The sequence below is a fragment of the Streptomyces sp. NPDC050508 genome (assembly GCF_040655155.1).
Taxonomy (GTDB): Bacteria; Actinomycetota; Actinomycetes; order Streptomycetales; family Streptomycetaceae; genus Streptomyces.
In genome coordinates this window covers 74,358-97,691 of sequence record NZ_JBFAJJ010000013.1, presented here as the reverse complement: position 1 = coordinate 97,691, position 23,334 = coordinate 74,358, and the positions used below count along the sequence as shown (strand labels likewise).

General features: G+C 69.9%; 20 protein-coding genes and 1 pseudogene. 10 read left to right on the top strand and 11 right to left on the bottom strand.

Translation table 11 applies throughout. The features are described from left to right. Nucleotides 1–64: 64 nt before the first annotated feature. Entirely contained in the window at nt 65–2,776 is a 2,712-nt protein-coding gene (locus tag AB0I69_RS32445; protein ID WP_363099307.1) for a BTAD domain-containing putative transcriptional regulator, read from the bottom strand. A gap of 204 nt (nt 2,777–2,980) precedes the next feature. Here AB0I69_RS32445 and AB0I69_RS32440 point away from each other — a divergent pair, with 204 nt between their 5' ends. The 3 genes from AB0I69_RS32440 to AB0I69_RS32430 all read left to right on the top strand — a co-directional run bounded on the left by AB0I69_RS32440 (nt 2,981) and on the right by AB0I69_RS32430 (nt 5,456). Continuing rightward, complete coding sequence (locus AB0I69_RS32440) at nt 2,981–3,805, top strand: DUF1684 domain-containing protein (protein WP_363099306.1); 825 nt, start codon at nt 2,981–2,983, stop codon at nt 3,803–3,805. Between the two features lie 134 nt (nt 3,806–3,939). Next, nucleotides 3,940–4,917, top strand: a complete 978-nt coding sequence (locus AB0I69_RS32435) for a helix-turn-helix transcriptional regulator (RefSeq protein ID WP_363099305.1) — start codon at nt 3,940–3,942, stop codon at nt 4,915–4,917. A 203-nt stretch (nt 4,918–5,120) separates the two neighbouring features. Next, on the top strand, nt 5,121–5,456 hold the full coding sequence (locus AB0I69_RS32430; RefSeq protein WP_363099304.1) for an SH3 domain-containing protein: 336 nt from the start codon (nt 5,121–5,123) through the stop codon (nt 5,454–5,456). 86 nt (nt 5,457–5,542) lie between these two features. Here AB0I69_RS32430 and AB0I69_RS32425 read toward each other — a convergent pair whose 3' ends face one another. From AB0I69_RS32425 to AB0I69_RS32415, 3 genes are all read right to left on the bottom strand, one after another. Further along, nucleotides 5,543–6,943: an NtaA/DmoA family FMN-dependent monooxygenase gene (locus AB0I69_RS32425; RefSeq protein WP_363099303.1), complete on the bottom strand. Its 1,401-nt coding sequence runs from the start codon at nt 6,941–6,943 to the stop codon at nt 5,543–5,545. After that, entirely contained in the window at nt 6,940–8,040 is a 1,101-nt protein-coding gene (locus tag AB0I69_RS32420) for an LLM class flavin-dependent oxidoreductase (RefSeq protein ID WP_363099302.1), read from the bottom strand. Before AB0I69_RS32420 ends, AB0I69_RS32425 begins: the two co-directional genes overlap by 4 nt. A gap of 274 nt (nt 8,041–8,314) precedes the next feature. Beyond that, complete coding sequence (locus tag AB0I69_RS32415; RefSeq protein ID WP_363099301.1) at nt 8,315–9,391, bottom strand: enoyl-CoA hydratase/isomerase family protein; 1,077 nt, start codon at nt 9,389–9,391, stop codon at nt 8,315–8,317. Between the two features lie 296 nt (nt 9,392–9,687). Between AB0I69_RS32415 and AB0I69_RS32410 the strand changes: the two genes are divergently transcribed. Further along, nucleotides 9,688–10,458 carry an alpha/beta hydrolase gene (locus AB0I69_RS32410; protein ID WP_363099300.1) on the top strand — a complete coding sequence of 257 codons (771 nt, stop codon included), beginning with the start codon at nt 9,688–9,690 and terminating at the stop codon, nt 10,456–10,458. A gap of 49 nt (nt 10,459–10,507) precedes the next feature. Here AB0I69_RS32410 and AB0I69_RS32405 read toward each other — a convergent pair whose 3' ends face one another. Next, nucleotides 10,508–11,746 (bottom strand): 4-hydroxybenzoate 3-monooxygenase, encoded by a 1,239-nt coding sequence (locus tag AB0I69_RS32405; protein ID WP_363099299.1) that lies wholly within the window; start codon nt 11,744–11,746, stop codon nt 10,508–10,510. Between the two features lie 473 nt (nt 11,747–12,219). On the opposite strand from AB0I69_RS32405, the gene AB0I69_RS32400 reads away from it, so the two are divergent. Further along, the gene (locus AB0I69_RS32400) at nt 12,220–12,678 is read left to right on the top strand and encodes an ATP-binding protein (RefSeq protein ID WP_363099298.1); all 459 of its coding nucleotides are present in this window, start codon (nt 12,220–12,222) and stop codon (nt 12,676–12,678) included. A gap of 57 nt (nt 12,679–12,735) precedes the next feature. Here the strand turns inward: AB0I69_RS32400 and AB0I69_RS32395 are convergent, their stop codons facing one another. From AB0I69_RS32395 to AB0I69_RS32385, 3 genes are read right to left on the bottom strand one after another with little or no spacing between them, the layout of a single operon-like run. Next, nucleotides 12,736–13,479 (bottom strand): class I SAM-dependent methyltransferase, encoded by a 744-nt coding sequence (locus tag AB0I69_RS32395; protein ID WP_363099297.1) that lies wholly within the window; start codon nt 13,477–13,479, stop codon nt 12,736–12,738. Between the two features lie 4 nt (nt 13,480–13,483). Next, on the bottom strand, nt 13,484–15,007 hold the full coding sequence (locus AB0I69_RS32390; protein ID WP_363099296.1) for an ATP-binding protein: 1,524 nt from the start codon (nt 15,005–15,007) through the stop codon (nt 13,484–13,486). Further along, the gene (locus tag AB0I69_RS32385) at nt 14,994–15,674 is read right to left on the bottom strand and encodes a response regulator transcription factor (protein ID WP_363099295.1); all 681 of its coding nucleotides are present in this window, start codon (nt 15,672–15,674) and stop codon (nt 14,994–14,996) included. Before AB0I69_RS32385 ends, AB0I69_RS32390 begins: the two co-directional genes overlap by 14 nt. Nucleotides 15,675–15,960: 286 nt before the next feature. Between AB0I69_RS32385 and AB0I69_RS32380 the strand changes: the two genes are divergently transcribed. Further along, nucleotides 15,961–17,295, top strand: coding sequence for a glycosyltransferase family 39 protein (locus tag AB0I69_RS32380; RefSeq protein ID WP_363099294.1), 1,335 nt, complete (start codon nt 15,961–15,963; stop codon nt 17,293–17,295). 23 nt (nt 17,296–17,318) lie between these two features. Here the strand turns inward: AB0I69_RS32380 and AB0I69_RS32375 are convergent, their stop codons facing one another. Then, nucleotides 17,319–18,215: an alpha/beta hydrolase gene (locus tag AB0I69_RS32375; protein WP_363099293.1), complete on the bottom strand. Its 897-nt coding sequence runs from the start codon at nt 18,213–18,215 to the stop codon at nt 17,319–17,321. A gap of 241 nt (nt 18,216–18,456) precedes the next feature. Here AB0I69_RS32375 and AB0I69_RS32370 point away from each other — a divergent pair, with 241 nt between their 5' ends. Then, a complete protein-coding gene (locus tag AB0I69_RS32370) occupies nt 18,457–19,284 on the top strand; it encodes an alpha/beta hydrolase (RefSeq protein WP_363099292.1) in 828 nt (275 codons plus the stop codon). Here AB0I69_RS32370 and AB0I69_RS32365 read toward each other — a convergent pair. Beyond that, nucleotides 19,250–20,148 (bottom strand): annotated as a pseudogene (locus AB0I69_RS32365) (Ppx/GppA family phosphatase). The gene AB0I69_RS32370 and the pseudogene AB0I69_RS32365 sit on opposite strands and share 35 nt — an antisense overlap. A 244-nt stretch (nt 20,149–20,392) precedes the next feature. Here AB0I69_RS32365 and AB0I69_RS32360 point away from each other — a divergent pair. The 3 genes from AB0I69_RS32360 (at nt 20,393) to AB0I69_RS32350 (ending at nt 22,741) form a co-directional block, all read left to right on the top strand. Then, nucleotides 20,393–20,977 (top strand): carboxymuconolactone decarboxylase family protein, encoded by a 585-nt coding sequence (locus AB0I69_RS32360; RefSeq protein WP_363099291.1) that lies wholly within the window; start codon nt 20,393–20,395, stop codon nt 20,975–20,977. Next, complete coding sequence (locus AB0I69_RS32355; RefSeq protein ID WP_363099290.1) at nt 20,974–21,840, top strand: RNA polymerase sigma-70 factor; 867 nt, start codon at nt 20,974–20,976, stop codon at nt 21,838–21,840. The genes AB0I69_RS32360 and AB0I69_RS32355 overlap by 4 nt, the downstream gene beginning before the upstream one ends. A 145-nt stretch (nt 21,841–21,985) precedes the next feature. Further along, nucleotides 21,986–22,741: an aminoglycoside phosphotransferase family protein gene (locus tag AB0I69_RS32350; protein WP_363099289.1), complete on the top strand. Its 756-nt coding sequence runs from the start codon at nt 21,986–21,988 to the stop codon at nt 22,739–22,741. A 21-nt stretch (nt 22,742–22,762) separates the two neighbouring features. Here the strand turns inward: AB0I69_RS32350 and AB0I69_RS32345 are convergent, their stop codons facing one another. Continuing rightward, on the bottom strand, nt 22,763–23,254 hold the full coding sequence (locus tag AB0I69_RS32345) for an FBP domain-containing protein (RefSeq protein WP_363099288.1): 492 nt from the start codon (nt 23,252–23,254) through the stop codon (nt 22,763–22,765). Between the last annotated feature and the right edge of the window lie 80 nt (nt 23,255–23,334).

The window sequence follows — 23,334 nt, the reverse complement described above, 5'->3', positions numbered from 1 at the left end:
GAACTCGGATCGACATTCGGTCGACGGCGTGTGAAAGCGCGGCCGACTCGGTGGGCGAACAGGCTCAGCGGTGCGCGGCTTCCCGCCGCAGGCGGTCGCTCACCTCGTACACATGCTGGGCCGCGGCGATGTTCACCTCGGCCCGGTCCGAACTCAGCGCGGTGAACAGGCGGGCCACCTCCTGGCTGAAGTAGGCCGGGCTGTTCGGATCGTCCTCCGCGCCGCCGGCGGCCTCCGACTCGGCGAAGAACTCGACGGCCTCCGTGGTCCGCCCCCGGTCCGCCAGTACTACCGACAGCAGCCGGGTGGACAGGAACAGCGTCAGCGGGATGCCACCGTCGCGCGAACGCCGGATCCCCTCGCGCAGATCGGTTTCCGCCGCTGTCAGATCACCGCGGATGAAGGCGAGCCAGGCCCGGATGTGCCGGGTCTCCGCCGGCATCGCCGGGTCGTCGCCCAGGTCGGCCGCGGCGACCGCGTGGTCCGTGACACGTTCCAGTTCCCGCTGATGCGCGGGGCCGGCGAAGAGTCCGCTCGACGCGATCACCGAGAGCGCGGCGACGACGATCCGCGATGCCCCCGGGATGTCGCGCAGCACGCGGGAGAACACCGCGACCAGCAGCGTGTGTTCGGCCAGCAGCCAGGCACGCGCTTCCTCGGCGTCGGCGAACCGCAGTCCGGTCTGTGGCACGGAGAAGAGATGGATGCTGAGCGAGCCCGCCTGCTCGGTCGCGCTCATGGCCTGGAGCAGGGTGGCCTGAAGGAACATCGTCAGCCGCACCAGAGCCGCCTCGCGGTCCGCGACGGGATCCTCGCGGTCGGCACGACGGGCGGCGAACGCCCGTACCAGATCGTGGAAGCGGTAGCGGTCGGCCGAATGCGGTTCGAGGAGACCGGCCTCCACCAGATGTTCAAGTTGCTCCTCGGTTTCCTGTTCGGGCCGGTCGAGCAGTACCGCCGCGACGGCGACCGGGAAGTCGGCGGCGTCGAGCAGTGCGCACAGGCGCATCGCCCGTGCCCGATCCGGGGCGAGGGCCCGGTATCCGACCTGGAAGGTGGCCTCTACGGACATGTCTCCGGCGCGCAGCTCGTCGAGCCGGCGCTCCTCGGCACGCAGGCGCAGCAACTGCGCGCCGAGTCCGCGTCCGGGGCGAGCCGCCGTACGGGCACCGATGATGCGCAGCGCCAACGGCAACTGCCCGCACGCGTGCACCAGTTCCAGGGCGAGTTCCGGGTCGGCGGCGATCTCGGCGTCGCCGGTGAACCGGCCCAGCATGGCCACCGCCTCCTGCTGATCGGGCACCGGTACCTCGAAACGCGTCGCGCCCGGCGGTACGAGCGACCGGTGCCGGGTCGTGATCAGCGCGGCGTTGCCGGGTGTGCCCGGGAGCAGCGGGGTCACCTGGGCGGTGTCGGAGGCGTTGTCCAGGAGCACCAGGATCCGGCGGTCTGCGGTCAGGGTGCGATAGGCCCCGGCGCGGGCGGTGGGCGTCGCGGGGATGTCGGCGGTGGGCATGCCGAGTGCCAGGAGGAAGTCGACCAACACGTCTGCGGGGTCGGCGGGTTGGCCGCCGTCGCCCCGCAGGTCCACATAGAGCTGCCCGTCCGGATAGTCGCCGCGGCTGCCGTGGGCGACGCGCAACGCGAGCGCGGTCTTCCCCACGCCGCCGATCCCGCTGAGCACCGTGAGCGCGACCGCTTCCCCACTGGGCCGCAACGCGAGCCGGAGCCGCTCCCGCAACCGCTCCCGCCCGACGAAGTCGCCCGGCGCCGGGGGGAGTTGCTGCGGGCGGACACCGACCGGGACCTCCTCGATCCGCGTGGTCGTCGACCGATCGGCTTCGGGAGCGGTGCCTGATGCGACGACCTGTCCCTCGACGCCCGACCGCGTCGCCGCGATATCGCCGACGGCACCGGCAGACGCCGTAGGACTGGTCGATGCCGTAGGACCGGTCGAGGTAGTGGTACCGAACAACGGCGCGGCACCGGCGAGTTGTCCCTCCGAGCGCGGCTCGACGGGGTCGGGCTCGGTGCCGCTGAGGATGCGTGTCTGCAACTGACGCAGTTCCGGCCCTGGTTCCATGCCCAGTTCGGCCACCATGGTCTCGCGGGCCGCAGTGTAGACCGCCAGGGCCTCCGCCGCCCGCCCAGCCTGGTACAGCGCACGCATGCGCAGCGCGTACAGGTCCTCCCGCAGCGGATGGTCGGCGATCAGCGAGCTCAGTTCCGTCGCCACGCGGGCGTGCTCGCCCAGTTCAGCGGCGCAACTCAACTGCCCCACCCGGGCGTTCAGCCGTAGATCCACGAAACGTCCGCGGTGCCGCCGGGCGTAGGGGCCGGGTACGCCGGACAGTGGTTCCCCCGACCACAGTGCCAGCGCGGTGTCGAACGCGCGCAGGGCGGGGCCGGTCTGCCGCGCGGCCCGCAGTTCCTCGCCGTCACGGACGAGTCGCTCGAAACGCAGGGCGTCGACGGCCTGTTCCGGGATGCCGAGTTGGTAGCCGCCCTGTGTGGTTTCCAGTCGGGAACGCTCCTCGCCCAACGCGAGGCGGATGCGGTAGACGTACGTCTGCACCGAGCGCACCGCATTGCCGGGCGGCTCTTCCCACAGCGCGTCGATGAGGTGGTCGAGGCCGCACTGGCGTCCTTCTCCGAGCAGGAGCCGGACCAGGACCGCACGCTGCAGCGGGCTGCCGAGCTCCAGCGCACGCCCGTCATGACGGCCTCTCAGTGGCCCCAGCAGCCCGAACTCGTACCCTTCCACCGCCGTTGCCACGCGGCCGAGTCTAGCGGGGCGAACGAAATCGCCTCGTCGAGGGGAACGAAAGCCAACCGTTGACGAGTGGGCGGAGGACGGATCCAGTGCACAACCCTGACAAGAAACTGTCACACACGGTCCGGAATCCCCCACCGGGCGGCCGAGGTTGGCACTGGCACGACCCCGCTTCGAGGCCGGGCCTCGCGCGACGAAGGAGTGACCATGACCGTCGACCTCACTACGACAGATCTGCAGGCCTTCGCCCAGGAATGGCTGGAGTGGTACCGCGGTCAGGAGGAACGGCTCGCGGCCCCGCACGGGTTCCTGGCGATCACCGGCCTGCACTGGCTCGACGGCCGGCCGCAGCGGTTCCCGGACGCTCCGGGCGCCTGGTGGACCGACGACGCGGGGGTCGCCGTAGCGCTCGACGACGGTGAGGAACTCGTGGTGGAGGGAACACCGGTGCGGGGTGAGCACCGCTTCGGTGTGCTGCCCGAGCGTGGGGGTGTCGACGCCGTGTGGGGCGATGCCGTGATCGAGGTGGCCAAGCGCGGCGGAAACGACATCGTGCGGCCCCGGCACCCGGACGCGCCGCTGCGTACCGCCTTCGCCGGTACGCCTGCCTACGCGCCGGATCCCCGGTGGGTGGTGCGGGGACGGTACACAGCCTTCGACGCGCCGCGTCCGACGACCGTGGGTGCCGCGGTCGAGGGGCTGGAGCATGTGTACGACGCGCCGGGCCGGGTCGAGTTCGAACTGGACGGGCGCCAACTGGCCCTGACCGCGTTCCCCGGACGGGGACCGGGCGGGCTGATGGTGCTCTTCACCGACGCCACCTCCGGCGTGACCACGTACGCCGCGAACCGGGCCCTCGTGCTCGCCCCGCCGGCCGCCGACGGCACGGTCGTCCTGGACTTCAACCGCGCGACGAACCTGCCGTGCGCCTATACCGACCTGGCCACCTGCCCGCTGCCACCGGCGGAGAACCGGCTGCCGGTGGCCGTCGAGGCCGGGCAGAAGACGCCCCGTGAGCGGGGTGGGGTCTGACCCGGTACGTCCCTGCGTCCCCCTTCGACAACCATGCGCACCCCTGAGTCGTCCCTCTTAGTGGCGCGCCCTTTTTCGCGCGGCCGTACCCCCCACCGACACTGCGTACCGCCTTCGCGCAGGAAAGAGGCCGCATGCTCCGTATCCACTTCACCTCGCAGGACCTGCAGAACATCCGGGTCGCCCGCCAGCCCCATGCCCTCTGGGAACTGGTGTGTGGTGTCTGCCGGTTGGACACGCGACAGGGGGCGCTCGAATTCGGGCACTGGCGCCGTTCGGTGCACGACCGGCTGGCCGAGGAACCACGGGCCAGGCGTGCCCTGCTGCCCCTGCAGACGCTGATTCCTCCGGTGGGCTACATCCCCGACTTCCTCACGCCGTCGGTCACGAGCGGCGGGCTGGCCGGCGGCCTCGACGAGGTACGGGCCACCTCCCGCAACCGGTTGACCCGTGAGCTGTCCCGGCTCGCCGAGTCCCGTCCGCTGCCGCCCTGGGTCGCCACCCTCAACAGGCCGGGCACCAAAGCCCTGGGAACGTTGACGCGAGCGCTGGAGCTGTCCTGCAGGACACTGCTTGAACCGTACTGGCCCCGCATCCAGACCGCCGTCGGCACCGATGTCGAACTGCGTGCGCGCACGCTCCTCGACGGCGGCACCTCCGGCCTCCTCAACGCGCTGCGCCCGCACGCCCGTTGGCACGCTCCCGTGCTGGAGGTGGACTATCCCGTCGACCGCGAGCTGCACCTCGACGGGCGCGGTCTGCTGCTCATCCCGTCGTACTTCTGCTGGCGCAGGCCCACCGCCCTCGCGGACCCCACGCTCGGGCCGGTGCTCGTCTACCCGGTCGCCAAACAACCCCTGGAGATTGTCCGCGCGAGCAAGGACGGGCTGGAGCGGCTGCTGGGCCGTACCCGGACGGTCGTCCTCGCGTATCTGGCCAGCCATGGAGCGCGTACGACGTCCGAAGTGGCCATGGCGGCCAACATCGCGCTGCCCAGCGCCAGTTACCAGTTAGGCGTGCTGCGCGACGGAGGACTCGTCGCCAGTCACCGGGACGGCCAGTTCGTACGGCACTCGGCAACACCCCTGGGCCTGCGCGTGCTTGACCGATGAACGAGCGCGGCAGGAGCGAAGAAGGAGTCGCCTCACAAACCTCGATCGGAGTCACTTAGAACGGTTTCGAATTCATTGCCACCTCGTGCCCCTCACGGCCATCGTTTGAGCCGATCGCACACGACCAACTGGATCGACGGCGTCGGCCGTTGCCAGTGACACGCCTGACGCTGACCACGTCATCACATACAGGGGGACATCTCATGCGCCGTACTTCGGCCGTCATCGGCACCGCCGTCGCCACGCTCGCCTTCCTCGCGCCCGCCGGCATGGCCGTCGCGGCACCCGCCGAGACGTCGTACACCGTCGTGCCGTACGAGAACGTCAAGGTGCGCCAGCTGCCGACCAAGAACAGTGCGTACCTGGCCACTCTGACCGCGGGCAGTTCGTACACGGCGTACTGCTGGACCCACGGCCAGTCCATCAGTGACCACGGCATCACGAACGACATCTGGATCTCGTTCGCCGACGGCTACAGCAGCGCCGTCTACTTCAAGGGCAACCAGTACGGCAACCTGCCAGCCTCCGCGGAGTGCTGAGACCGGTCGACAGACACGCCGACGTGGCGTAGCGCGGGCGCGGCGGCCACCGTACACAGGGGGACGGTGGGCGCCGCGCACGCGGGTCAGCCCGCCTGTCGCCGGTCCGCCGTGCGGCGATGAGTGAGGGGTTCCCGCAGGTCCAGGTGCTCGCGCAGGGTCGTACCGGTGTAGTCGGTGCGGTAGACGCCGCGTTCCTGCAGTGCGGGGACCAACAGGTTCACGATGTCGTCGAGGCCGTCGGGGATCAGGTAGGGCGTGACGTTGAAGCCGTCGACGGCGCCGTGCCGGACGAAGTGGGCGAACTTGTCCGCGAGGCCTGCCGGGGTGCCGACGTGGCCGCGTTGGGGGCCGAGGGCGATGACGGTCTCGCGCAGCGACCACCGGTTCGCGTCGGCCTTCTCCCGCCATTCGGCGACCACTTGGCGGGGGTCGGCGATCCGCCGTGCGCCGAAGGAGCCGTCGTTCTCGGCGACGACCGGGTCCTCCTTGGGCAGTGGTCCGTCGGCGTCGCGGCCGGAGAGGTCGATGCCCCACAGGAGGCCGGCGATGCCCAACGCAGTTGCGGGGGTGACCTGTTGGAGGCGGATCCAGCGCTTCTTCTCCAGGGCCTCCTCCTCCGTCGCTCCGATGATGATCTCGGTGCCCGGGAGGATACGCAGGTCGTCGTCGGGTCGGCCGACGGCCCGCAGTCGGCGCCGCAGGTCGTCGGCGAAGGCGAGGGCGTCGTCGAAGTCGCTGCCGTGGGCGGAGAAGATGACGTCGGCGTTGCGGGCGGCGAAGTCCCGGCCCTCGCCGGAGTCCCCGGCCTGGAAGATCACCGGGTGTCCTTGGGCGCTGCGCGGCAGGGTGGGTGCGAGGTCGACGTCGAACTGCGGTCCCTGGTGGTGGACTTGGCGTACGGCACCGGGTGCCGCCCACGCCGGGGCCCCGACCGAGCCGGAGATGGCGCCGTCCGCCCAGCTGTCCCAGATCGCGCGGGCGACGGTGAGGAACTCCTCGGCGCGCCGGTAGCGGTCGGCGTGGTCGAGGTAGCCGCCGCGGCGGAAGTTGGCGCCGGTCCAGGCGTTGTCGGTGGTCACCACGTTCCAGCCGGCACGGCCCTCGGAGAGCAGGTCGAGGCCGGACAGCCGGCGGGCGAGGTCGGCGGGTTCGTTGAAGGTGGTGTTGGAGGTGCTGACCAGGCCGATGCGGTCTGTCACGGCGGCCAGGGCGGCGAGTTGGGTGATGGCGTCCGGCCGTCCGGCGACGTCGAGGTCGTGGATCTGTCCGTCGACCTCGCGCAGCCGCAGCCCCTCCCCCAGGAAGAACGCGTCGAACAGGCCCCGTTCGGCGGTCTGCGCGACGCGCCGGAAGTTGGCGGGGTCGATCTGGGAGCCGCTGGCCGGATCGGACCAGATGGTCCAGTGGTTGACACCCTGGAAGAAGACGCCGAAGTGGAGCCGGGCGTCGGGGCGGGGGACGTCGAGGGGATCGGTGCGGGTCATCGGACGTCCTCCTGCGCCGCCGTGACGGCGTAGCGGTTCGCGGGCCGGTCGAGGCCCAGGTGGCTGCGCAAGGACGCGCCGGCCAACGGGCGGACGGCATAACGTCGTTCGAAAAGATGAGGCAGGACCAGCCGGGAAAGCTCCAGGAGGTCCTCGTCCAACACGAGCGGATGCAGGCGCACTCCGTCGACCACTCCCCTCAACTCCCCCAGGAGCGCGGCGAGTCCGGCGGCCGATCCGATGTGACGCAGCCGTCCCCGGTCGCTCCAGGGCGCATGCCGCTCCAGGTCGGCGACGCGTTCCTCGGCCGTGGCCTCTGCGGTGTCGAGGGCGACCTCGACCTCGGCGAAGGTGCGCGGCGTTCCGGCGGTGGCCGCGCCCGCGGTGACCGTGGCGAGGTCGCGGCCGTCGACGAGGGCGACGTCGAGTTGGGCGACGGGCACGCGGTCGGGCCGGCCGAGCACGACGAGTTGGCCCTGCGGTGGGCGCGGCACGATCGCCGGGCCCTTCACGGCGTAGGTGTCGCCGGTGAAGTCGACGTAGTGGAGCCGGTCGCGGTCGAGGTAGCGGCTGGTGGCCACGGAGCGGATGACCGCGTCGTCCTCCCAGGAGTCCCACAGGTCGCGGACGACCTCGACGCCGTCGCGGGACTCACGCGCGCGAGCCGCGGCTCCGTCGACGAGCGGGCGGCCCCACACGGAGGCGGCCTCGGCGCGCGCCTCCTCGCTCACCACCCAACCGGCGCGCCCGACCGAGATGTGGTCCAGGGACGCCAACTGGCTGGAGACATGGAAGGGTTCGGCGTAGGTGAGCGGTACGACCGGCGCGACGCCGACGACACTCGTCGACGCGGCGATGAACGCGGCCCGCTCGACCGCGCCGATACGACCGACCACGTCGGGCGTGGTGTCGGGCGGGAGCGCGCCGTCCTCCAGGGTGAGCAGGGTGAACCCGGCGTTCTCCGCGTCGGCGGCGACGCGGGCCACCCGGCGCGGGGTGAGCAGCTGGTCGGGCGAGTGGGCGGCGCGGCGCCAGGCCGCGGGATGGGTGCCGTCGCCGTCGATTTCGAGGGCGAGCCGCAGGGCGGGGCCGGACATGGGGTTCCTTCCGAGGGCACGGCGAGACGGCCGGCCCGACGGGCCGACGCGGGTCAGGGGCGTGCGGAAGGACAGACGGCGGAGGCGGTACGGCAGTAGTCGACATGCCGCCGGATGATCAGCCGCGTACCCGTGCCGGCACCGTGTGGTGCGTCGCCACGTACGCGCATCGGGGCCTCCACCCGTCCGGGAGCGATCGATTCAACCTACGTCGTCGCCCCCGGAAGATGTCAAGAACATTAGATGTACGCGCATGCGACAGTGCCGCGGCCGGTCACCCGGAGTGGCAAGTCGTGTCGGGTCCTCCGAGGCCGAGTTCGCGCTCGCCAAGAGGGGTGAAGAAGCGCTCGACGTCCGCGTCGGTGACCTCAGTGAGCGTGGGCGGCGACCAGCGTGGGTTGCGGTCCTTGTCGATGATCTGGGCGCGGATGCCCTCCACCAGGTCGGGAGCGGCCAGCGCGTGGCAGGAGACCCGATACTCCTGGTCGAGGACCTCCTCCAGTGCGCCGAGTCGCCGGGCCCTGCGGAGTGCGGCGAGGGTGACCTTGAGGGAGGTGGGTGACTTGGTCAGCAGCGTTTCGGCGGCTTCCTTGGCCGCGCTGTCGCCGTGGTCGAGCAGACGCCCGACGACCTCTTCGACGGTGCGGGCGGAGTAGCAGACGTCCATCCAGGCCTGCGCGGCGGCGAGTTCACCGGGCGGGGCCGGCCGTACGTACCGGCCCAGAACCTCCCGTGCCGGTGCGTGGGCGAGGTCGTCCAGCAGCGACGGCAGGGATCGCGACGGTACGTAGTGGTCGGCGAGATCGCACAACAGGGCGTCGGACGCGCCCACTTGGGCGCCGGTCAGCGCCAGGTGAGTGCCGAGTTCCCCGGGCGCGCGGGCGAGGAGATACGTGCCGCCGACGTCCGGCACGAAGCCGATGCCGGTCTCGGGCATGGCGACGCGCGAGCGTTCGGTGACGATCCGGACGCTGCCGTGCGCGGAAACACCGACGCCAGCGCCCATGACGATGCCGTCCATGACGGCGACATACGGCTTCGGGTAGCGGGCGATGCGGGCGTTGAGCCGGTACTCGTCGTACCAGAAGGCGGCGGACGCCGAACCGTCGCCGTCGCGGGCGTCGTCGTGGATGGCGCGGATGTCGCCGCCCGCGCACAGCCCCCGCTCCCCCGCGCCGGTGAGGACGACGGTCTCGACGGCCGGGTCGTGCTCCCAGGCCGTCAGCGCCTCGTCGATGCGGCGGACCATGGTGTGGGTCAGGGCGTTGAGCGCCTTGGGCCGGTTGAGGGTGAGGTACGCGGCACGTCCCTCGGTACGCAGGAGTACGGAGTCGTCGGTGCCGGCGCGCATGGGCTTGTCGGTTCCTTCCAGGATCTGGTGGACCCGAGGGTCCCGGACGATCTTCCCGATACCGTAATCGCTCGGGCAGCCGTGCCGGACGCGCGCGGAAGCGACGTGGGGAAAAGGGTTGGCAGCGACGACGACCGGGCTGCTAATTTGCCGGAGGCCGTGATGACGCACGAGGAGGTGAGACCCATGAACGCTGTATCCAGGTGGGTGCTCCCCCTTTTCAGCACGGTTGGGCCAGTGACATAGGTGTCGCCGGGAGCGCCTCCGCAACAAGGCGATCCCGAAAGGCGACAACCATGAATTCTGAACACTTGTACTTCACCGCGGAGACCACGTCGAGCGGTGTCATTCAGCGCGACTTCACCATCGGTGATGTCACCGGCGCCCTCTGGTCGCCCGAATCCGGTGCCGACCACGCGCCCCTCGTACTGATGGGGCACGGCGGCGGCAACCACAGGAAGTCACCGGCGATGGTGGGCCGTGCCCAACTCCTGGTGGCCGACGGTGGTTTCCATGTCGCCGTCATCGACGCCCCCGGTCATGGCGGCCGCCCCCGCACCGCGCACGACGAGCTGGAGATCGACGCGATGCAGCGGGCGATGGCCGCGGGCGAACCGGTCGGCGAGATCGTCGTCCGGTACAACGCCCACCTCGCGGAGCGCGCCGTACCGGAGTGGCTGGCGACCCTGGACGCCCTCCAGAAGGTGCCGGAGATCGGCGCCGACGGACCCGTGGGCTACTACGGCCTGAACATGGGCACGGCGATCGGGGTGCCGCTGACGGCGGTCGAACCCCGCATCACCGCCGCGGTGTTCGGCCTCCACTGGCCCGAGGCCCTCGCCGAGCAGGCCCGGCAGATCACCATCCCGATCGAGTACGCGCTCCAGTGGGACGACGAACACATCCCGCGCGAGTCCGGTCTCGCGTTGTTCGACGCCTTCGCCTCGAAGGAGAAGTCGTTGCACGTCAACTCGGGCACACACAAGGAACTGCCCAGGTTCGAGGCGCACAGCGCGGTCCGGTTCTTCGTCCGCCATCTCGTCCGGGACGTCCCGGCACCCGCGTGATCTGACGCTCTTGATCTGACGGGTGTCGGTACCTGACCGACGCCGAACACTAGGCCGTCGAGGGCGCTCCGGCGTCCTCGACGAGGTCGAGCCCCGTCATGAGCTCGGAGAAGGCGAGGGCCGCGGTGGGGGACGTGAAGAGCCGGTCGAGTCGGGCGCGGGCCAGTCCGCGGTGGAAGGGACCGGAGCGGGAGGCGTCGCCGGCGTCATGGAGCATCCGGGTCATCCAGTGGGAGAACTCCTGGTCGTTCCAGACCCGGCGCAGACAACGCTGCGAGTAGGTGCCCAGGGCCGTGTCGTCGTGGTCGTGGACGGAGTCGCGTACGGCCCGGGCGAAGAGGTCAGCGTCGTAGAGGGCGAGGTTCATCCCCTTGCCGCCCATCGGCGAGACGATGTGGGCCGCGTCTCCGACGAGGAAGAGCCGGCCGTACTGCATCGGGTCGTGGACCAGGCTGCGGAGCCGGAAGATCTCGCGGTCGGTGATCGGGCCGGAGACGAGGTCCGCGTCGCCGAGCCGGGTGCGCAGGGCGTCCCAGACGCGGGCGTCGGACCAGGCGTCGGGGTGATCGTCCGGCGGGCACTGGAGGTAGTAACGGCTGGTGTACGGGCCCCGCGGGAAGTGGGCGGCGAAGCCCTGCGGGCTGACGGCCAGGAGCGGGTGGGCCGGGGGCGGGGCATCGGCCAGGACCGTCAGCCAGCCGATGCCGTGATCGAAGGCGTACGGCGTGAGGGCCCCGTCGGGGACGGCGGTGCGGCTGATGCCGTGGTCGCCGTCGCAGCCCGCGACGAAGGTGCAGGTGAGGGTGCGGAGGCTGCCGTCAGCGGTGCGGTAGCGGACGGTCGGCTGTTCGCCGGTCAAGTCGTGCAGGGAGACGTCCGCTGCCTCGAAGCGCAGGTCACCGCCGTCCGCCAGATACGCGGCAGTGAGCTTCTGGACCAGCATCTGCTGGGGGCAGAGTCGGGCCGTAGGACCTTCGGAGCCGTCGTAGTCGGACACCAGATGGGTCTCGCCGTCGACCCGGACCTCCAGGATGCCCTGGTGCGGGACACCGCCCAGGACACGGTCGGCCAGCCCCCAGGAGTCGAACATGCGCACGGCGCGGGTCTCGACGATGCCGGCCCGCTGGCGCTCTGCCACGTATTCGCGGGTCTGGCGTTCCAGGACGACGCAGTCGATACCGCTGCTCCGCAACAGGTTGGCGACGGTCAGACCGGCCGGGCCCGCACCGATCACCACCACGGTCGTGGATTCCGGCGACTCGCTCAACTCCGGCGCACTGTCGGCCACTTGACCACCTCCGCGAGCACCCTAACCGAGCGGGTCCGTCTTCGAGCAGTAGTCCCGATCGACAGCGTCCCGGGCAGAAGCGTCGGCCGCGGTGGCGGGCATGGTGGGGAGAGGGGTGGCCTGTGCGCCGCCGCCTCCGGCAGTGACTGCGAGGCGCCCTCGGTGAGCTGGGCGTCGTAGGTGTGCACCGTGGCCTCCTGGACCTGGTGCCGGGCCACGGCACCGCTGGTCTGCGGTGACTGCGACCCGCCCCAACACGTCCAGCAGCCGCAGCAGTACAGGGAATTCCAGGGTCGTTGCCACACCGACTGTCCATTGCCCGCTTCCGGTGTCCTCATAAGGGCGCCCCACCGGTCAGCGCGCGAGGGGTCCTGACCGTCGACCGTGTCCGGTGGAGCCGCCGGAAATTGACGGAGTGGTCGTTACCTCACGGGGTATGCGCGGGGAACGCGGAAGGCGGTGAGACGATCCGGATGGAACCAGACGCATCGGAGGACGACGACACAGCGCTGCAGCCCCGGGCTCAGGCCATACGGTCCACCGTGGCGTTGGACGGGGACGGCTCGTGCGTCGCCGAAGCCCGCCGACTGGCCGCGACGTTCCTGATCCGGGCACGGGCCCAGTACGGACTGCCGGTGTCGGCCCGCGCCATGGATCTCACGCAGTTGGTGGTCAGCGAACTGGTCACCAATGCCCGCACGTACGCGCCCGGCCCGGTGCTGATGGATCTGCGGATCGTCGATGCCCTGGTCGAGGTGGAGGTGTGGGACTCCGACCCGGTGCTGCCGCTCGCCCACGCCGCTGATGCCCAACGGGTGGGGCAGCACGGTCTGGAGATCGTGCGGGCCGTCGCACGCGGCTTCGAGGCACAGCGCGAGTCGGTGGGCAAGCGGATCACCGCCCGCATCGCGTTGACGGATGCCCCGGACTGACGGATGCCCCACAGCGGTGGGGCACAAGTGCCGGACCACGGCACCGAGTTGAGGCGGCTACGGTATCGGCGGGATGCGGTACACGGAGACGTGGGAACGCGACTCGGCGGTGAACTCGGCGCCGCACCAGTCCGCATGCCTCGTCTCCAGTTCGAAGCCGGCGAGTTGAGCCATGAGGTCGAGTTCGGCCGGCCAGATGTAGCGGTGAGGGCTGCGGAAGAGTTGCGCCTGCTCGGTCTCGTCGAACCGGAAGTGGTGCGAGACGACGTGCTGCCGCAGGACGTCGTAGGTGTCCAGACCGATGTAGTCGTGGTCGGTCTGCCAGACCGTGGCTGTCTGTCCTGGCGGGAGCTTGCGCAACTCGGGCACCCAGAGCTCGATCACGAACCGGCCACCGGGCGTGAGGTGGCGGGCGGCGTTGCGGAAGCACTCGACCTGACCGGCCTGGGTGAGCAGGTTGGAGATCGTGTTGTAGACGAGGTAGACCAGGCTGTACTTCCCGGGGGCGACAGTGGTCGTCATGTCTCCGATGATCACGGGGATCGTCGCTTCGTCCGCCTTGGTTCGCAGTTGCTCGACCATCGGGGGTGACAACTCGATGCCGGTGACGGGGACTCCGCGCTCGGCGAGCGGGACGGCCACCCGGCCGGTCCCGACGGCGAACTCAAGCGCTGCCCCCTCCCCCGCGAGTTGGGCGAGGCGGTCCACCGTCGGCCCCAGGGTGTCGGACGCGAACATGCCGGTGCCTGGCGTGTCATACCGCTGGGCTGCGTCGGCGTTCCAGATCTTCTCCTGCCACATTGCGTCAACGCTCGCCGCCGGTAGACGAGTTGTCCAACGAATTTGTCGCACCGCTCGAAGGCGGGAGAGACGCCTGCGGCAGCCGCAGCACGAAACTCGCTCCGGGTGGACGGCCCGTGAGGGTGAGCGTGAGCGTGCCGTGATGGCAGTGGGCGAGGTCGCGGGCGATGGCGAGGCCCAGGCCGCTGCCGCCGGCGTCGCGTGAGCGGGCGTCGTCGAGCCGGGTGAAGCGTTCGAAGATGCGCTCCGCGTCCTCGGCGGGCACGCCCGGTCCGTCGTCGTACACCTCCGTGACGACCCCACCACCCTCATGGTGAACGGTGATCAGGACACGGCTCGCGGCATGGCGGACGGCGTTGTCCACGAGATTGCGCAGCAGCCGTTCGAGTTCGCTCCGGTCACCCTGGACGAGTGCGGGACCGGTGCTGTCGCAGGTGAGGGTCAACTGCCCCTCTGCGAGCGGGTATTGGTCGGTCAGCCGGGAGGCGAGGGCCGCCAGGTCGACGGTGGCGGGCCCGCTCGCCGGGGCGCGGGCATCGAGCCGGGCCAGTAGCAGGAGGTCCTCGGCGAGCGCCTGCAGGCGACGGGTCTGTCGTACGGCTGTGGCGGTCGCGGCGGGCCAGTCGGTGCGCTCGGGATAGGCGAGCGCGACCTCCAGGCTGGCCAGCAACGTGGTGAGGGGGCTGCGCAGTTCGTGGGCGGCGTCCGCGACGAAGCGTCGCTGCTGGGCGGCGGCGTCGTCGAGGCGCTGGAGGGTGGCGTTGATGGTGGTGGCCAGGGCGGCGATCTCGTCTCCCGTGTCAGGGACGTCGACGCGCTCACGGGGCTCGGTCGCGGTCACCGAGGCGGTACGGGCGCGGATGGCCTCGACCGGCCGCAGGGCGAGCCGGGTGGCGGTGTAGGCGACTGCGGCGATCAGGACGAGACCGGCGATCCCGGCGCGCAGCAGCAGTCCGTCGGCGGTCGTGACGACCGCCTCGGCGGCGTGCGGGGTGAGGACGACGTAGACCCGCAGCGTGGCGTCGTCGGCAATGCCCAGTTCGGCGGCTTTGGTGTGGCCGAGTTCGCTCGCCCTGACGTCGGCGGTCATGGCCCGGAAGGTGCGGCCGGCCAGTTCGGCACTCCCGTACGTGTTCTCGTGCCGGGCCGGTATGCGGACGGTGCGGATGTTCCACGCCTCGAACCGCCCGGACGTCGGCGGCGCGGGCAGCACATGCCGGGTGCCGGAGTCGAAGCCGTCCAGAACGGAACTGCGGGCCACCGCGGACCGTCGGCCGGTGGCAACGATCTCGTAGGGCAGGGCACTTCTGTCACCGGGCGCGACACCCTCGTGCAACTGGCCGACGAGAGACCAGAGTTGTTCCTGCGCCTGCACTTCGGTGGTGTCCATGCTCTGCCGGTACACGTCACGGTGGAGCCACCAGCCGATGCCGACGAGGACGACGGCGGCGGCCGAGGTGGCGGCCAGGGCGGCGCGGGCCCGTACCGAACGCGGCCACCGACGGCGCCGCGGCTCAGGCGCGTTCACGGTCGTCCACCAGCCGGTAGCCGATTCCCCGTACGGTCTGCAGGGACCGCCGGTCGAACGCGGCGTCCAGCTTCTTGCGGAGCGCGCTGACGCGTGCCTCCACCAGGTTGGGATCCCAAGCCTCGTCGGGCCACGCGTGATGCAGCAGGTCGCTTTTCGACACCGGCTGTCCCGCCCGGCGGGCCAGCAGTTCCAGCACGGCGAACTCGCGAGGCGTGAGGTCCACCCGGGTACCGGCCCGGCGGCAGACCCGGGCGGCGACGTCCACCGAGAGATCGCCCACCGCGAGGACGGGCAGAGCGGTCGTCGAAGCCCTCCGCACCAGGGCCCGTAGCCGCGCGACGAGCACCACATAGGAGAAGGGCTTGGACAGGTAGTCGTCGGCCCCGGTGTCCAGGGCCTCCGCCTGATCCCATTCGCCGTCCTTCGCGGTGAGCACCAGGATGGGAGTGGTGTTGCCCTCGCGGCGCAACTGGGCGCACACCTTGTAGCCGTTGAGGCCGGGCAGCATCAGGTCCAGGACGACGAGCGCGTATGCGCCGGTCCGGGCCATCCACAGTCCCTGTCGGCCGTCGTGGGCGAGATCGACGCTGTATCCCTCGGCGGTCAGGCCGGTGTGCAGGGTACGAGCGAGATCGATCTCGTCTTCGATCACCAGGATGCGCATGACGTGCAGCGTCGCACAGTCCCCGAACCGCTTCCTGATCCCGTGATCAGGTCGGGTCAGCATCCGATCAGCGAAGACCGGGCACTCTGACGGCCCCCTTGTTCCCTCCGAGAGGCCGTTCGCGATCAGTACCGTCCGTCAACAGGAAACGCGGCCGGCGAATTCCGGCTCGTCCGCCGGATTCTCCGGCGACCGCTCCGCATTCCGCGCCAGGGCCTTTGTCACCATCGCGCCAATGACGGCGACATTCGCTCTCGGACTCTGGGGAATTCGCAGACAGAACAGTATGTGGGGTGACGAGTCCGTCACCTGTCAGCTCGCACACCGCAACCTGACCCAGATCTGGCGCACCACCCAGCATGTCGATCTGGTCCACGCCTTCTATTACGCCGTCATGCACGAGATCTACGGCCTCTTCGGTGGCGGTCTGCTGACGTTGCGACTGCCGTCGGTGCTGGCGATGTCCGTGGCGGCGGCCGGAATCGCACTTCTCGGACTGCGCCTCGCGGGACCGCGTGCCGGACTGCTGGCGGGTGTCCTGTTCCCGCTTGTTCCGCAGATCCAGCAGTACACGCAAGAAGGCCGTTCCTATGCCATGGTGTGTGCCCTCGTCACCTGGGCGACCTGTGCGCTGGTCGCCGGCGTCGCGCGGCACACATGGTGGCGGTGGCTGGTCTACGGCACCCTCATGCTGCTTGCCTGTCTGCTGCACGAGTTCGCCGTCCTCGCCCTGCCCGCGCACGGCGTCACGTTGCTCGTCTCCGGCGCTCCACGCCCGGTACGGAGGGCGTGGACCATGACGGCCGCGTACGTCACGGCCGGGCTGCTGCCCCTGGCGATCCGCAGTTCGGGGCAGTCGAGCCAGGTCTCCTGGATTTCCTGGCCTGATCCGGTGCAGTTTCTGGGATTCCTGGCCATGGTCGTCGTGGGCGTGAGCTGTTCCCGGTGCCTCGTGCATTCCAGGGGGCCGATATCACTGCCGTCCCTCGCCCTGCCGATTCTCGTACTCCCCGCCCTCCTGCTGCTCCTCTTCTCACCGATCAAGCCCCTTTTCGTCGACCGGTACGTCCTCTACGGCAGTATCGGCTTCGCATTGCTGCTCGGTGCCGGGATCGACGGTTTCCACAAAAGGCGGCTGTCTTCTCGGACTTCATGGGTAGCCACCGTCGCTGTCCTGACCGCACTCGTCCCGTCGACCCTTTACCTGCGGACGCCGCAAAGCCGACACGACGACGTGATCGCCATCGGCAACGCGGTACGGCATGCGGGCCGCCCCGGAGACGGACTGCTCTATCTGCCGGCCCGACACCGGGTCTGGACGGAAGCAACCCCCGCCGACATTCGTTCCCTGAGAGATCTCGCCCTGGCGCAGGACCCCGTTTCCTCCGACACGCTCGCCGGAATCGAGCTTCCCGCCCGGGACATACCGGAACGCATTCTGGAATTCAGCCGGATCGTCGCGGTTCGCGATGCGGAGGGTGCGCACTCGGACACGGACGCGCGGGAGCAGGCGAAGACCAGGACCTTGGAGCGCTGTTTCAGTACGGGCGGAACAACTCCAGTCACCGGGGCGCGTATCACCGTCTACATCCGCAACTACCTTGCCTGTCCCGCTCGTTGACGACAGGCACGGTCGGCGAGAGCTCAAGTCGCCGCCGTCTCCGTGCGGTGGACGAACTCGCTGATGCGGGTGGCGAGTTCGGGCCACAGCTCCTGCGGAAGGCTGTGGCCCATCCCCTCAAGGATCACCAGTTCGGCGCCCGGTACGGCGGCGGCCGTGGCGCGACCGCCGCTGACGTCGCACACGATGTCGGCGGCGCCGTGCACCACCAGTGTGGGCACCCGTAGTGACCGCAGCCGTGCGGTGCGGTCACCCGTCGCGACGACCGCGAGGCCCTGCCGCTGCATGCCGAGGGCGTCGTATCCCCGGTCGAAGACGCGTCCGGCCCGCTCGGCCGCCGCGGACGCGTCGAACTTCGAGCCCGGGGACGCGGCGAGCCGCAGGGCGCGCACCTGCCACGCGACGAACGCCTCCCGGTCCGGCGGCGGTGCTCCCAGTCCGGCGAACAGCGAGAAGTCGGCCTCCCCCATGCCGGGCTCACCAGTCGTGGACATCATCGAGGTGAGCGAGCGGACCCGTTCCGGGTACTCGATCGCGATCATCTGGGCGATCATCCCGCCCATGGAGGAGCCGACGAGGTGTGCGCCGGTGAGGTCGAGCGCATCGAGCAGGCCGACGGTGTCGGCCGCCAGGTCGGAGAGCGTGTAGGACACCGTCGAGAGGTCACCGGCCAGGGCCGCCGCGAAATCCGGCATGGGCGCGTCGGGGAAGTGCGACGACCGGCCGGCGTCGCGGGTGTCGAAGCGGATCACCTGCAGACCCCGGTCCACGAGCGCCTGGCAGAACCCCTCCGGCCAGTTGATCATCTGCGCACCGGCTCCCATGACCAGCACGGCGGGCGGTGCGTCGGGGTCACCGAACCGTTCGTAGGCGATCTCGATTCCGGACGGGCCGACGTTCCGTGCTTTCAGTTCTGGCATGGCCGAAACGGTAGCCATCGTGCGGCTGCGAGAGATCGATCCGCGGTCTGACGTTTTTCGCTCCACCCCCGGGTTACGGTGGAAGCGGCCAGGAATTCGCTCGGCACGCGGAAGTGCCTCGCCTCGCCTAGAGTGTTGTGGACGACGTGCTCATTCAGGTTGCCTCTCGCGCCTGACCCTTTTCCGTCGATTCTCCGTGTGACGTACTCAAGAAGTTCGATCATTTCGAGAGGAACACACCATGCCCTTCGCCACGACCACGGACGGCACGCAGATCTTCTACAAGGACTGGGGATCGGGACAGCCCGTCGTCTTCTCCCACGGCTGGCCACTGACCGCCGACGCGTGGGATCCCCAACTGAAGTTCATGGCGGACAACGGCTTCCGGGTCGTGGCCCACGACCGGCGCGGGGGCGGACGTTCCGGTCAGCCCTGGGACGGCAACAACCTCGACACGTACGCCGACGACCTGGCATCGGTCATCGAAACCCTCGACCTGCGTGACGTGATCCTGGTCGGCCACTCGACCGGCGGCGGCGAAGTCACCCGCTACATAGGCCGGCACGGCTCGGACCGTGTCGCGAAAGCCGTCCTGCTCGGCGCGATCCCGCCACTCATGCTCAAGACGGAGGCCAACCCCGAAGGGTTGCCGATCGAGGTCTTCGACGAGATCCGCAAGGGCGTGGAGACGGACCGTTCGCAGTTCTACAAGGATCTCAGCGCCCCGTTCTACGGCGCCAACCGGGACGACTCGACCGTCACCCAGGGAACCCGCGACGAATTCTGGCTCTGGAGCATGACCGTGGGAATCAAGGGCGCTTATGACTGTGTGAAGGCGTTCTCCGAGACCGACCTCACCGAAGACCTCAAGAAGATCGACGTCCCCACGTTGATCGTGCACGGCGACGACGACCAGATCGTCCCCATAGTGGCCTCCGCCGACAAGTCCTCGAAGCTCGTCAAGGACGCGACCTACAAGATCTACCCGGGCGCTCCCCACGGCCTGGCGATGGTGCCCAGGTTCGCCGAGCAGTTCAACTCGGATCTCCTTGACTTCGCGCGGAGTTGATCGGCATGTAGCTGATCGAATTCAGGGCAGGAGGATGCGGGAAGAGGGGCCGGAGGGCCGCCCTCCCGGCTGGTTCTGCGTCGTCGCTGCGGCGCGCCATCTCCGTCCACCACGACCCGGCGTCCTCGATGTACCGCAGCAGTACTCCTTCACGGATGCCCCGGGGGCAGACGGTGACGGTCTTGATGCCCGTCAGTTTCATGGCCGTGTGCCCGACCACGGCTCCGGCCAGGCTCTGTGCGGCCCGCGGTGCCGAGACGCCTGGGAGCAGGGCCCGCTCGGAGGTCGCGAGGGCGGCCTGGCGCGGCACCGCAGAGCCGTGCCAGTTGCTGGAAGGTACGTGACGTCACCATCGTGGTCCGTGGCCCTTCCCAGCGGATCCGTGCGGCCACGTCCCGCAGTTGGTGGCGTACCTCGCGACGCAGTGCCTTGACCGTCTGCTCGGGCGGCGGGTCCTGGCCGTAGAAGAACTCCCGGGTGAGGCGGCCCGCGCCGAGCGGGAGGGACGCCACGAAGTCCGGCAGTCGGCCGCGGCCGAACGCGACCTCGAACGATCCGCCGCCGATGTCGAAGAGGGCGAGCGGCCCGGCGCGCCAGCCCATCCAGCGCCGGGCGCCGAGAAACGTGAGTTCGCCCTCCAACTCTCCCGGCCGCGCCCCCTTGCCGGGCGGTCTCGGTGGCGGCCGACACCGCCTTCACGAGGTGGCGTACGGATTCCTCGGGGATCTCCCCGTGCGGCCCGACGCGTTCGGAGAGCCGTAACTTCCACTTGGCCGTGTGTACGGGCAGCGGCGCTCCGTCCCCGACATCGGCCACCACGAGCCGAGCCGTGTTCGACCCCACGTCCACCACGCTCATCCGCATGAGCCGGTGAGTACCCAGGGTGAGAGCCGTCAGTCGTCGGCGTGCGTTGTGTTGGGTCACACATGACTCAGCCACGCACGTCGTCGAGTTGGTCCCAGGTGCGGGGTGATGCAGGCCTGGTAGGCGAGGAGGTCGTCCTTCGTGTAATCCCTGCCGGCCATCAGGAACCGTGGTGTCACATCCACGGACCGGGCGGTGTCTTTATGCCGAACCGCCTCACAGGCACCCGTAGAAGGAGAACACCATGACGCTCCGCGTCCCGAAGGCCGAGCTCCCCGTCGAGCTCCGCGAGAACCTGCTCAAGCAGCTCGGGGCCGTGCCCGAGCCCGTCGAAGTGCTGTGGAATCAGCCCCAACTCGCCCAGGCCAACCAGGAGTTCACCGCCAGGGTGAGCACGTGGGATGCGGCCGACGCGAGTCTCAAGACGTTCGCGCACATGGCCGTCGCCGCACAGGTCGGCTGCAGTTGGTGCCTCGACATCAACTACTTCCTCGCGCTGAACCAGAACCTGGACCCGGCCAAGGCGAGCCAGGTGCCGCGCTGGCGGCAGTCGGAGGTGTTCACGCCGCTGGAGCGGGACGTGCTGGAGTACGCCGAGGCCATGACGAACACGCCGCCGACCGTCACCGACGAGCTGTCGAAGAGCCTCCTCGACCGGCTGGGTCCCGCGGCACTGGTCGAACTCACCGTGTTCATCGGCTTCGCCAACATGGCGGCCAGGTGCAACACGGCACACGGCATCACCTCGCAGGGCTACTCCGACGCATGCGGGATTCCACTGGCCGCGCGGGCGGGGAACGCCGGCGCCGACGTAGCGTCGACGGCATGACCCAGGACCCCTTCGTCGCCCACCGCAGCCTCCTGTTCACGGTCGCCTACGAGATGCTCGGGTCGGCGGCCGACGCGGAGGACGTGCTGCAGGAGTCCTGGCTGCGGTGGGCCGGCGTCGATCAGTCGCAGGTGCGGGACCCGCGGTCGTACCTGATCCGGCTCGTCACCCGGCAGGCGCTCAACCGGCTGCGCACGCTGTCGCGGCGCCGCGAGGACTACGTCGGCGAGTGGCTGCCGGAACCCCTGCTCACCAGTCCTGATGTCGCCGAGGACGTCGAGCTCGCGGAGAACGTGTCGATCGCGATGCTGACCGTCCTGGAGACGCTCGGGCCCACCGAGCGGGCGGTGTTCGTGCTGCGCGAGGTGTTCGAGATGCCGTACGGGGAGATCGCCGAGGTCATCGGGAAGTCCGCCGCCACGGTACGGCAGGTCGCGCGGCGGGCGCGCGAGCATGTGGCGGCCCGACGGCCGCGGGTACAGGTCAGCCGGTCGGAGCAGCAGGCCGTGGTGGAACGGTTCCTGTGCGCTTTGCGGACCGGGCAGTTGCAGGAGCTGATGGAGGTCATGGCGCCGGACGTGGTGCTGGTGACCGACGGTGGCGGAGTGGTGGCCGCCGCTCTCGCCCCGATCCACGGGGTCGACCTGGTGGCGCCGATCCTCGCCCGCGCGAGCCGGTTGGTGGCCGCGTTCGACACGACGCCCGTGTGGCTCAACGGCGAGCCCGCGGGCCGGATCGAGATCGACGGCGAGCCGTCCGCGGTGAGTCTCGTGGTGGAGGACGGCCGGGTCACCCGGATCTATGTGGTGCGCAATCCAAGGAAGTTGACGCAGTTGGACGAGCCGACCGAGCTCGCCAGGTGAGTGTGCCGCCGCGCTGGTCCGGCGTCCGGAACCAGCGCGGCCCCGTCCTAACTTCGGTATGCACAGGGGGGAGTTGAGGAGACCGGCACTGCGCTCGGCTCGGGGTCGCGCTGTGCATGCTTCGGCGCACGAGAAGGGACGGTCAATGGGGCAGTCACACCTGTCCGGGCAGGACGGCGAAGTACCCCTGCGCGGAGGACGCGTCACCCCTGGCGTGGTGCGCGTCGGCGACACGGTCCGTCGACCCGTCACGGAAGCGTCGCCCTTCGTCGCGCAACTCCTCGGCCGCCTCGAACAGCACGGCTTCACCGGAGCGCCGCGCCACCTCGGCCTCGACGCGGCCGGACGCGACACGTTCAGCTACCTCCCCGGTCAGGTGCCGCCCAGGTTCCGGCACTGGACCGACGCACAGGTCACCGCGGCCGGCGCCCTGCTCCGTTCCCTGCACGACGCCACCCGTGGCTGCGCGCTCGCCGGGTCGTGCCCTGTCGTCTGCCACCACGACCCCGGGCCGAACAACACCGTGTTCCGCGACGGCCTGCCCTTCGCCTTCATCGACTTCGACACCGCCGCGCCCGGCGATCCCCTCGAAGACGTCGGATACGCGGCCTGGACATGGTGCGTCTCCTCCCGCCCCACCGCTCCGCCCGCCGCGGCGCAGGCGGTCCAGGTGCGCATCCTCGCCGACGCCTACGGCCTCGACGCCTCCGCTCGCGGGAGCCTCGTCGACGCGATGCTCGACCGCCAGATCCGCAACGCGAGTTGGTGGCGTGAACGCCTCATCGACCCCGAACACCCGCTGGAGGCCGACGAGTTGATCGCCTCTCGTATCGCGTGGTCCGAGCGCGAGCATGCCCACACCTCCGCCCATCGCGCCGCGTTCGAGAAAGCGCTGGACTAGCGCCCGGAAGGCGCTACCAGGTCACGCGCTCACCTTGGCGATGAACGAGGCCAGGTTCGCCACGGTCCGCTCGGTCTTCTCCTGCAGGGTGAGGGACTCGTGGAGGCGGGCGCCGATGCCCGTGTCCTTCTTTCCGCGTACGTACAGGGAACAGGCCAGGTCGCTGCAGATGTAGATGCCGACCGAGTTGCCCTGCTGCCCGGCCTTCCCCGACCTCGGCGCGACCATCAGCGAGACGCCCCCGGTGTGCGTGGTCAGGCACACCGAGCACATGCTGCGGCGCAGTTGCCAGGAGCCGGCGCCCGAGGCGCGCAGCTGGATGCCGACGGGACGGCTGGACAGTTCGGCCACGACGTAGGCCCGGTCGGGGGCCTGGGGATCGCGCCAGCCCAGGAAGTCCAGGTCGTCCCAGCAGCGCTCGGCCAGGTCACGGGGGACGGCCAAGCGCTTGGCCTCGCCCTTGGTGCAGTTCACGAACGCGGTACGTATCTCTTGCTCGGTCAGCGGCTTCATAACGGGCACGCTAATTTGCCTAATCAAGTTAGGCAAATGCATAATCGTCATTGTCAGGGGTGAGGTTCGATTCGGAGGGT

What these genes read in the sequence shown, in the direction of transcription:
- AB0I69_RS32425 (WP_363099303.1), bottom strand. Translation starts at nt 6,943, where the DNA reads ATGACCCGCACCGATCCCCTCGACGTCCCCCGCCCCGACGCCCGGCTC.
- AB0I69_RS32370 (WP_363099292.1), top strand. Translation starts at nt 18,457, where the DNA reads ATGCCCTTCGCCACGACCACGGACGGCACGCAGATCTTCTACAAGGAC.
- AB0I69_RS32360 (WP_363099291.1), top strand. Translation starts at nt 20,393, where the DNA reads ATGACGCTCCGCGTCCCGAAGGCCGAGCTCCCCGTCGAGCTCCGCGAG.
- AB0I69_RS32350 (WP_363099289.1), top strand. Translation starts at nt 21,986, where the DNA reads ATGGGGCAGTCACACCTGTCCGGGCAGGACGGCGAAGTACCCCTGCGC.
- AB0I69_RS32385 (WP_363099295.1), bottom strand. Translation starts at nt 15,674, where the DNA reads ATGCGCATCCTGGTGATCGAAGACGAGATCGATCTCGCTCGTACCCTG.
- AB0I69_RS32410 (WP_363099300.1), top strand. Translation starts at nt 9,688, where the DNA reads ATGAATTCTGAACACTTGTACTTCACCGCGGAGACCACGTCGAGCGGT.
- AB0I69_RS32355 (WP_363099290.1), top strand. Translation starts at nt 20,974, where the DNA reads ATGACCCAGGACCCCTTCGTCGCCCACCGCAGCCTCCTGTTCACGGTC.
- AB0I69_RS32420 (WP_363099302.1), bottom strand. Translation starts at nt 8,040, where the DNA reads ATGTCCGGCCCCGCCCTGCGGCTCGCCCTCGAAATCGACGGCGACGGC.
- AB0I69_RS32345 (WP_363099288.1), bottom strand. Translation starts at nt 23,254, where the DNA reads ATGAAGCCGCTGACCGAGCAAGAGATACGTACCGCGTTCGTGAACTGC.
- AB0I69_RS32430 (WP_363099304.1), top strand. Translation starts at nt 5,121, where the DNA reads ATGCGCCGTACTTCGGCCGTCATCGGCACCGCCGTCGCCACGCTCGCC.
- AB0I69_RS32400 (WP_363099298.1), top strand. Translation starts at nt 12,220, where the DNA reads ATGGAACCAGACGCATCGGAGGACGACGACACAGCGCTGCAGCCCCGG.
- AB0I69_RS32380 (WP_363099294.1), top strand. Translation starts at nt 15,961, where the DNA reads ATGTGGGGTGACGAGTCCGTCACCTGTCAGCTCGCACACCGCAACCTG.
- AB0I69_RS32440 (WP_363099306.1), top strand. Translation starts at nt 2,981, where the DNA reads ATGACCGTCGACCTCACTACGACAGATCTGCAGGCCTTCGCCCAGGAA.
- AB0I69_RS32395 (WP_363099297.1), bottom strand. Translation starts at nt 13,479, where the DNA reads ATGTGGCAGGAGAAGATCTGGAACGCCGACGCAGCCCAGCGGTATGAC.
- AB0I69_RS32435 (WP_363099305.1), top strand. Translation starts at nt 3,940, where the DNA reads ATGCTCCGTATCCACTTCACCTCGCAGGACCTGCAGAACATCCGGGTC.
- AB0I69_RS32375 (WP_363099293.1), bottom strand. Translation starts at nt 18,215, where the DNA reads ATGCCAGAACTGAAAGCACGGAACGTCGGCCCGTCCGGAATCGAGATC.
- AB0I69_RS32415 (WP_363099301.1), bottom strand. Translation starts at nt 9,391, where the DNA reads ATGCGCGCCGGCACCGACGACTCCGTACTCCTGCGTACCGAGGGACGT.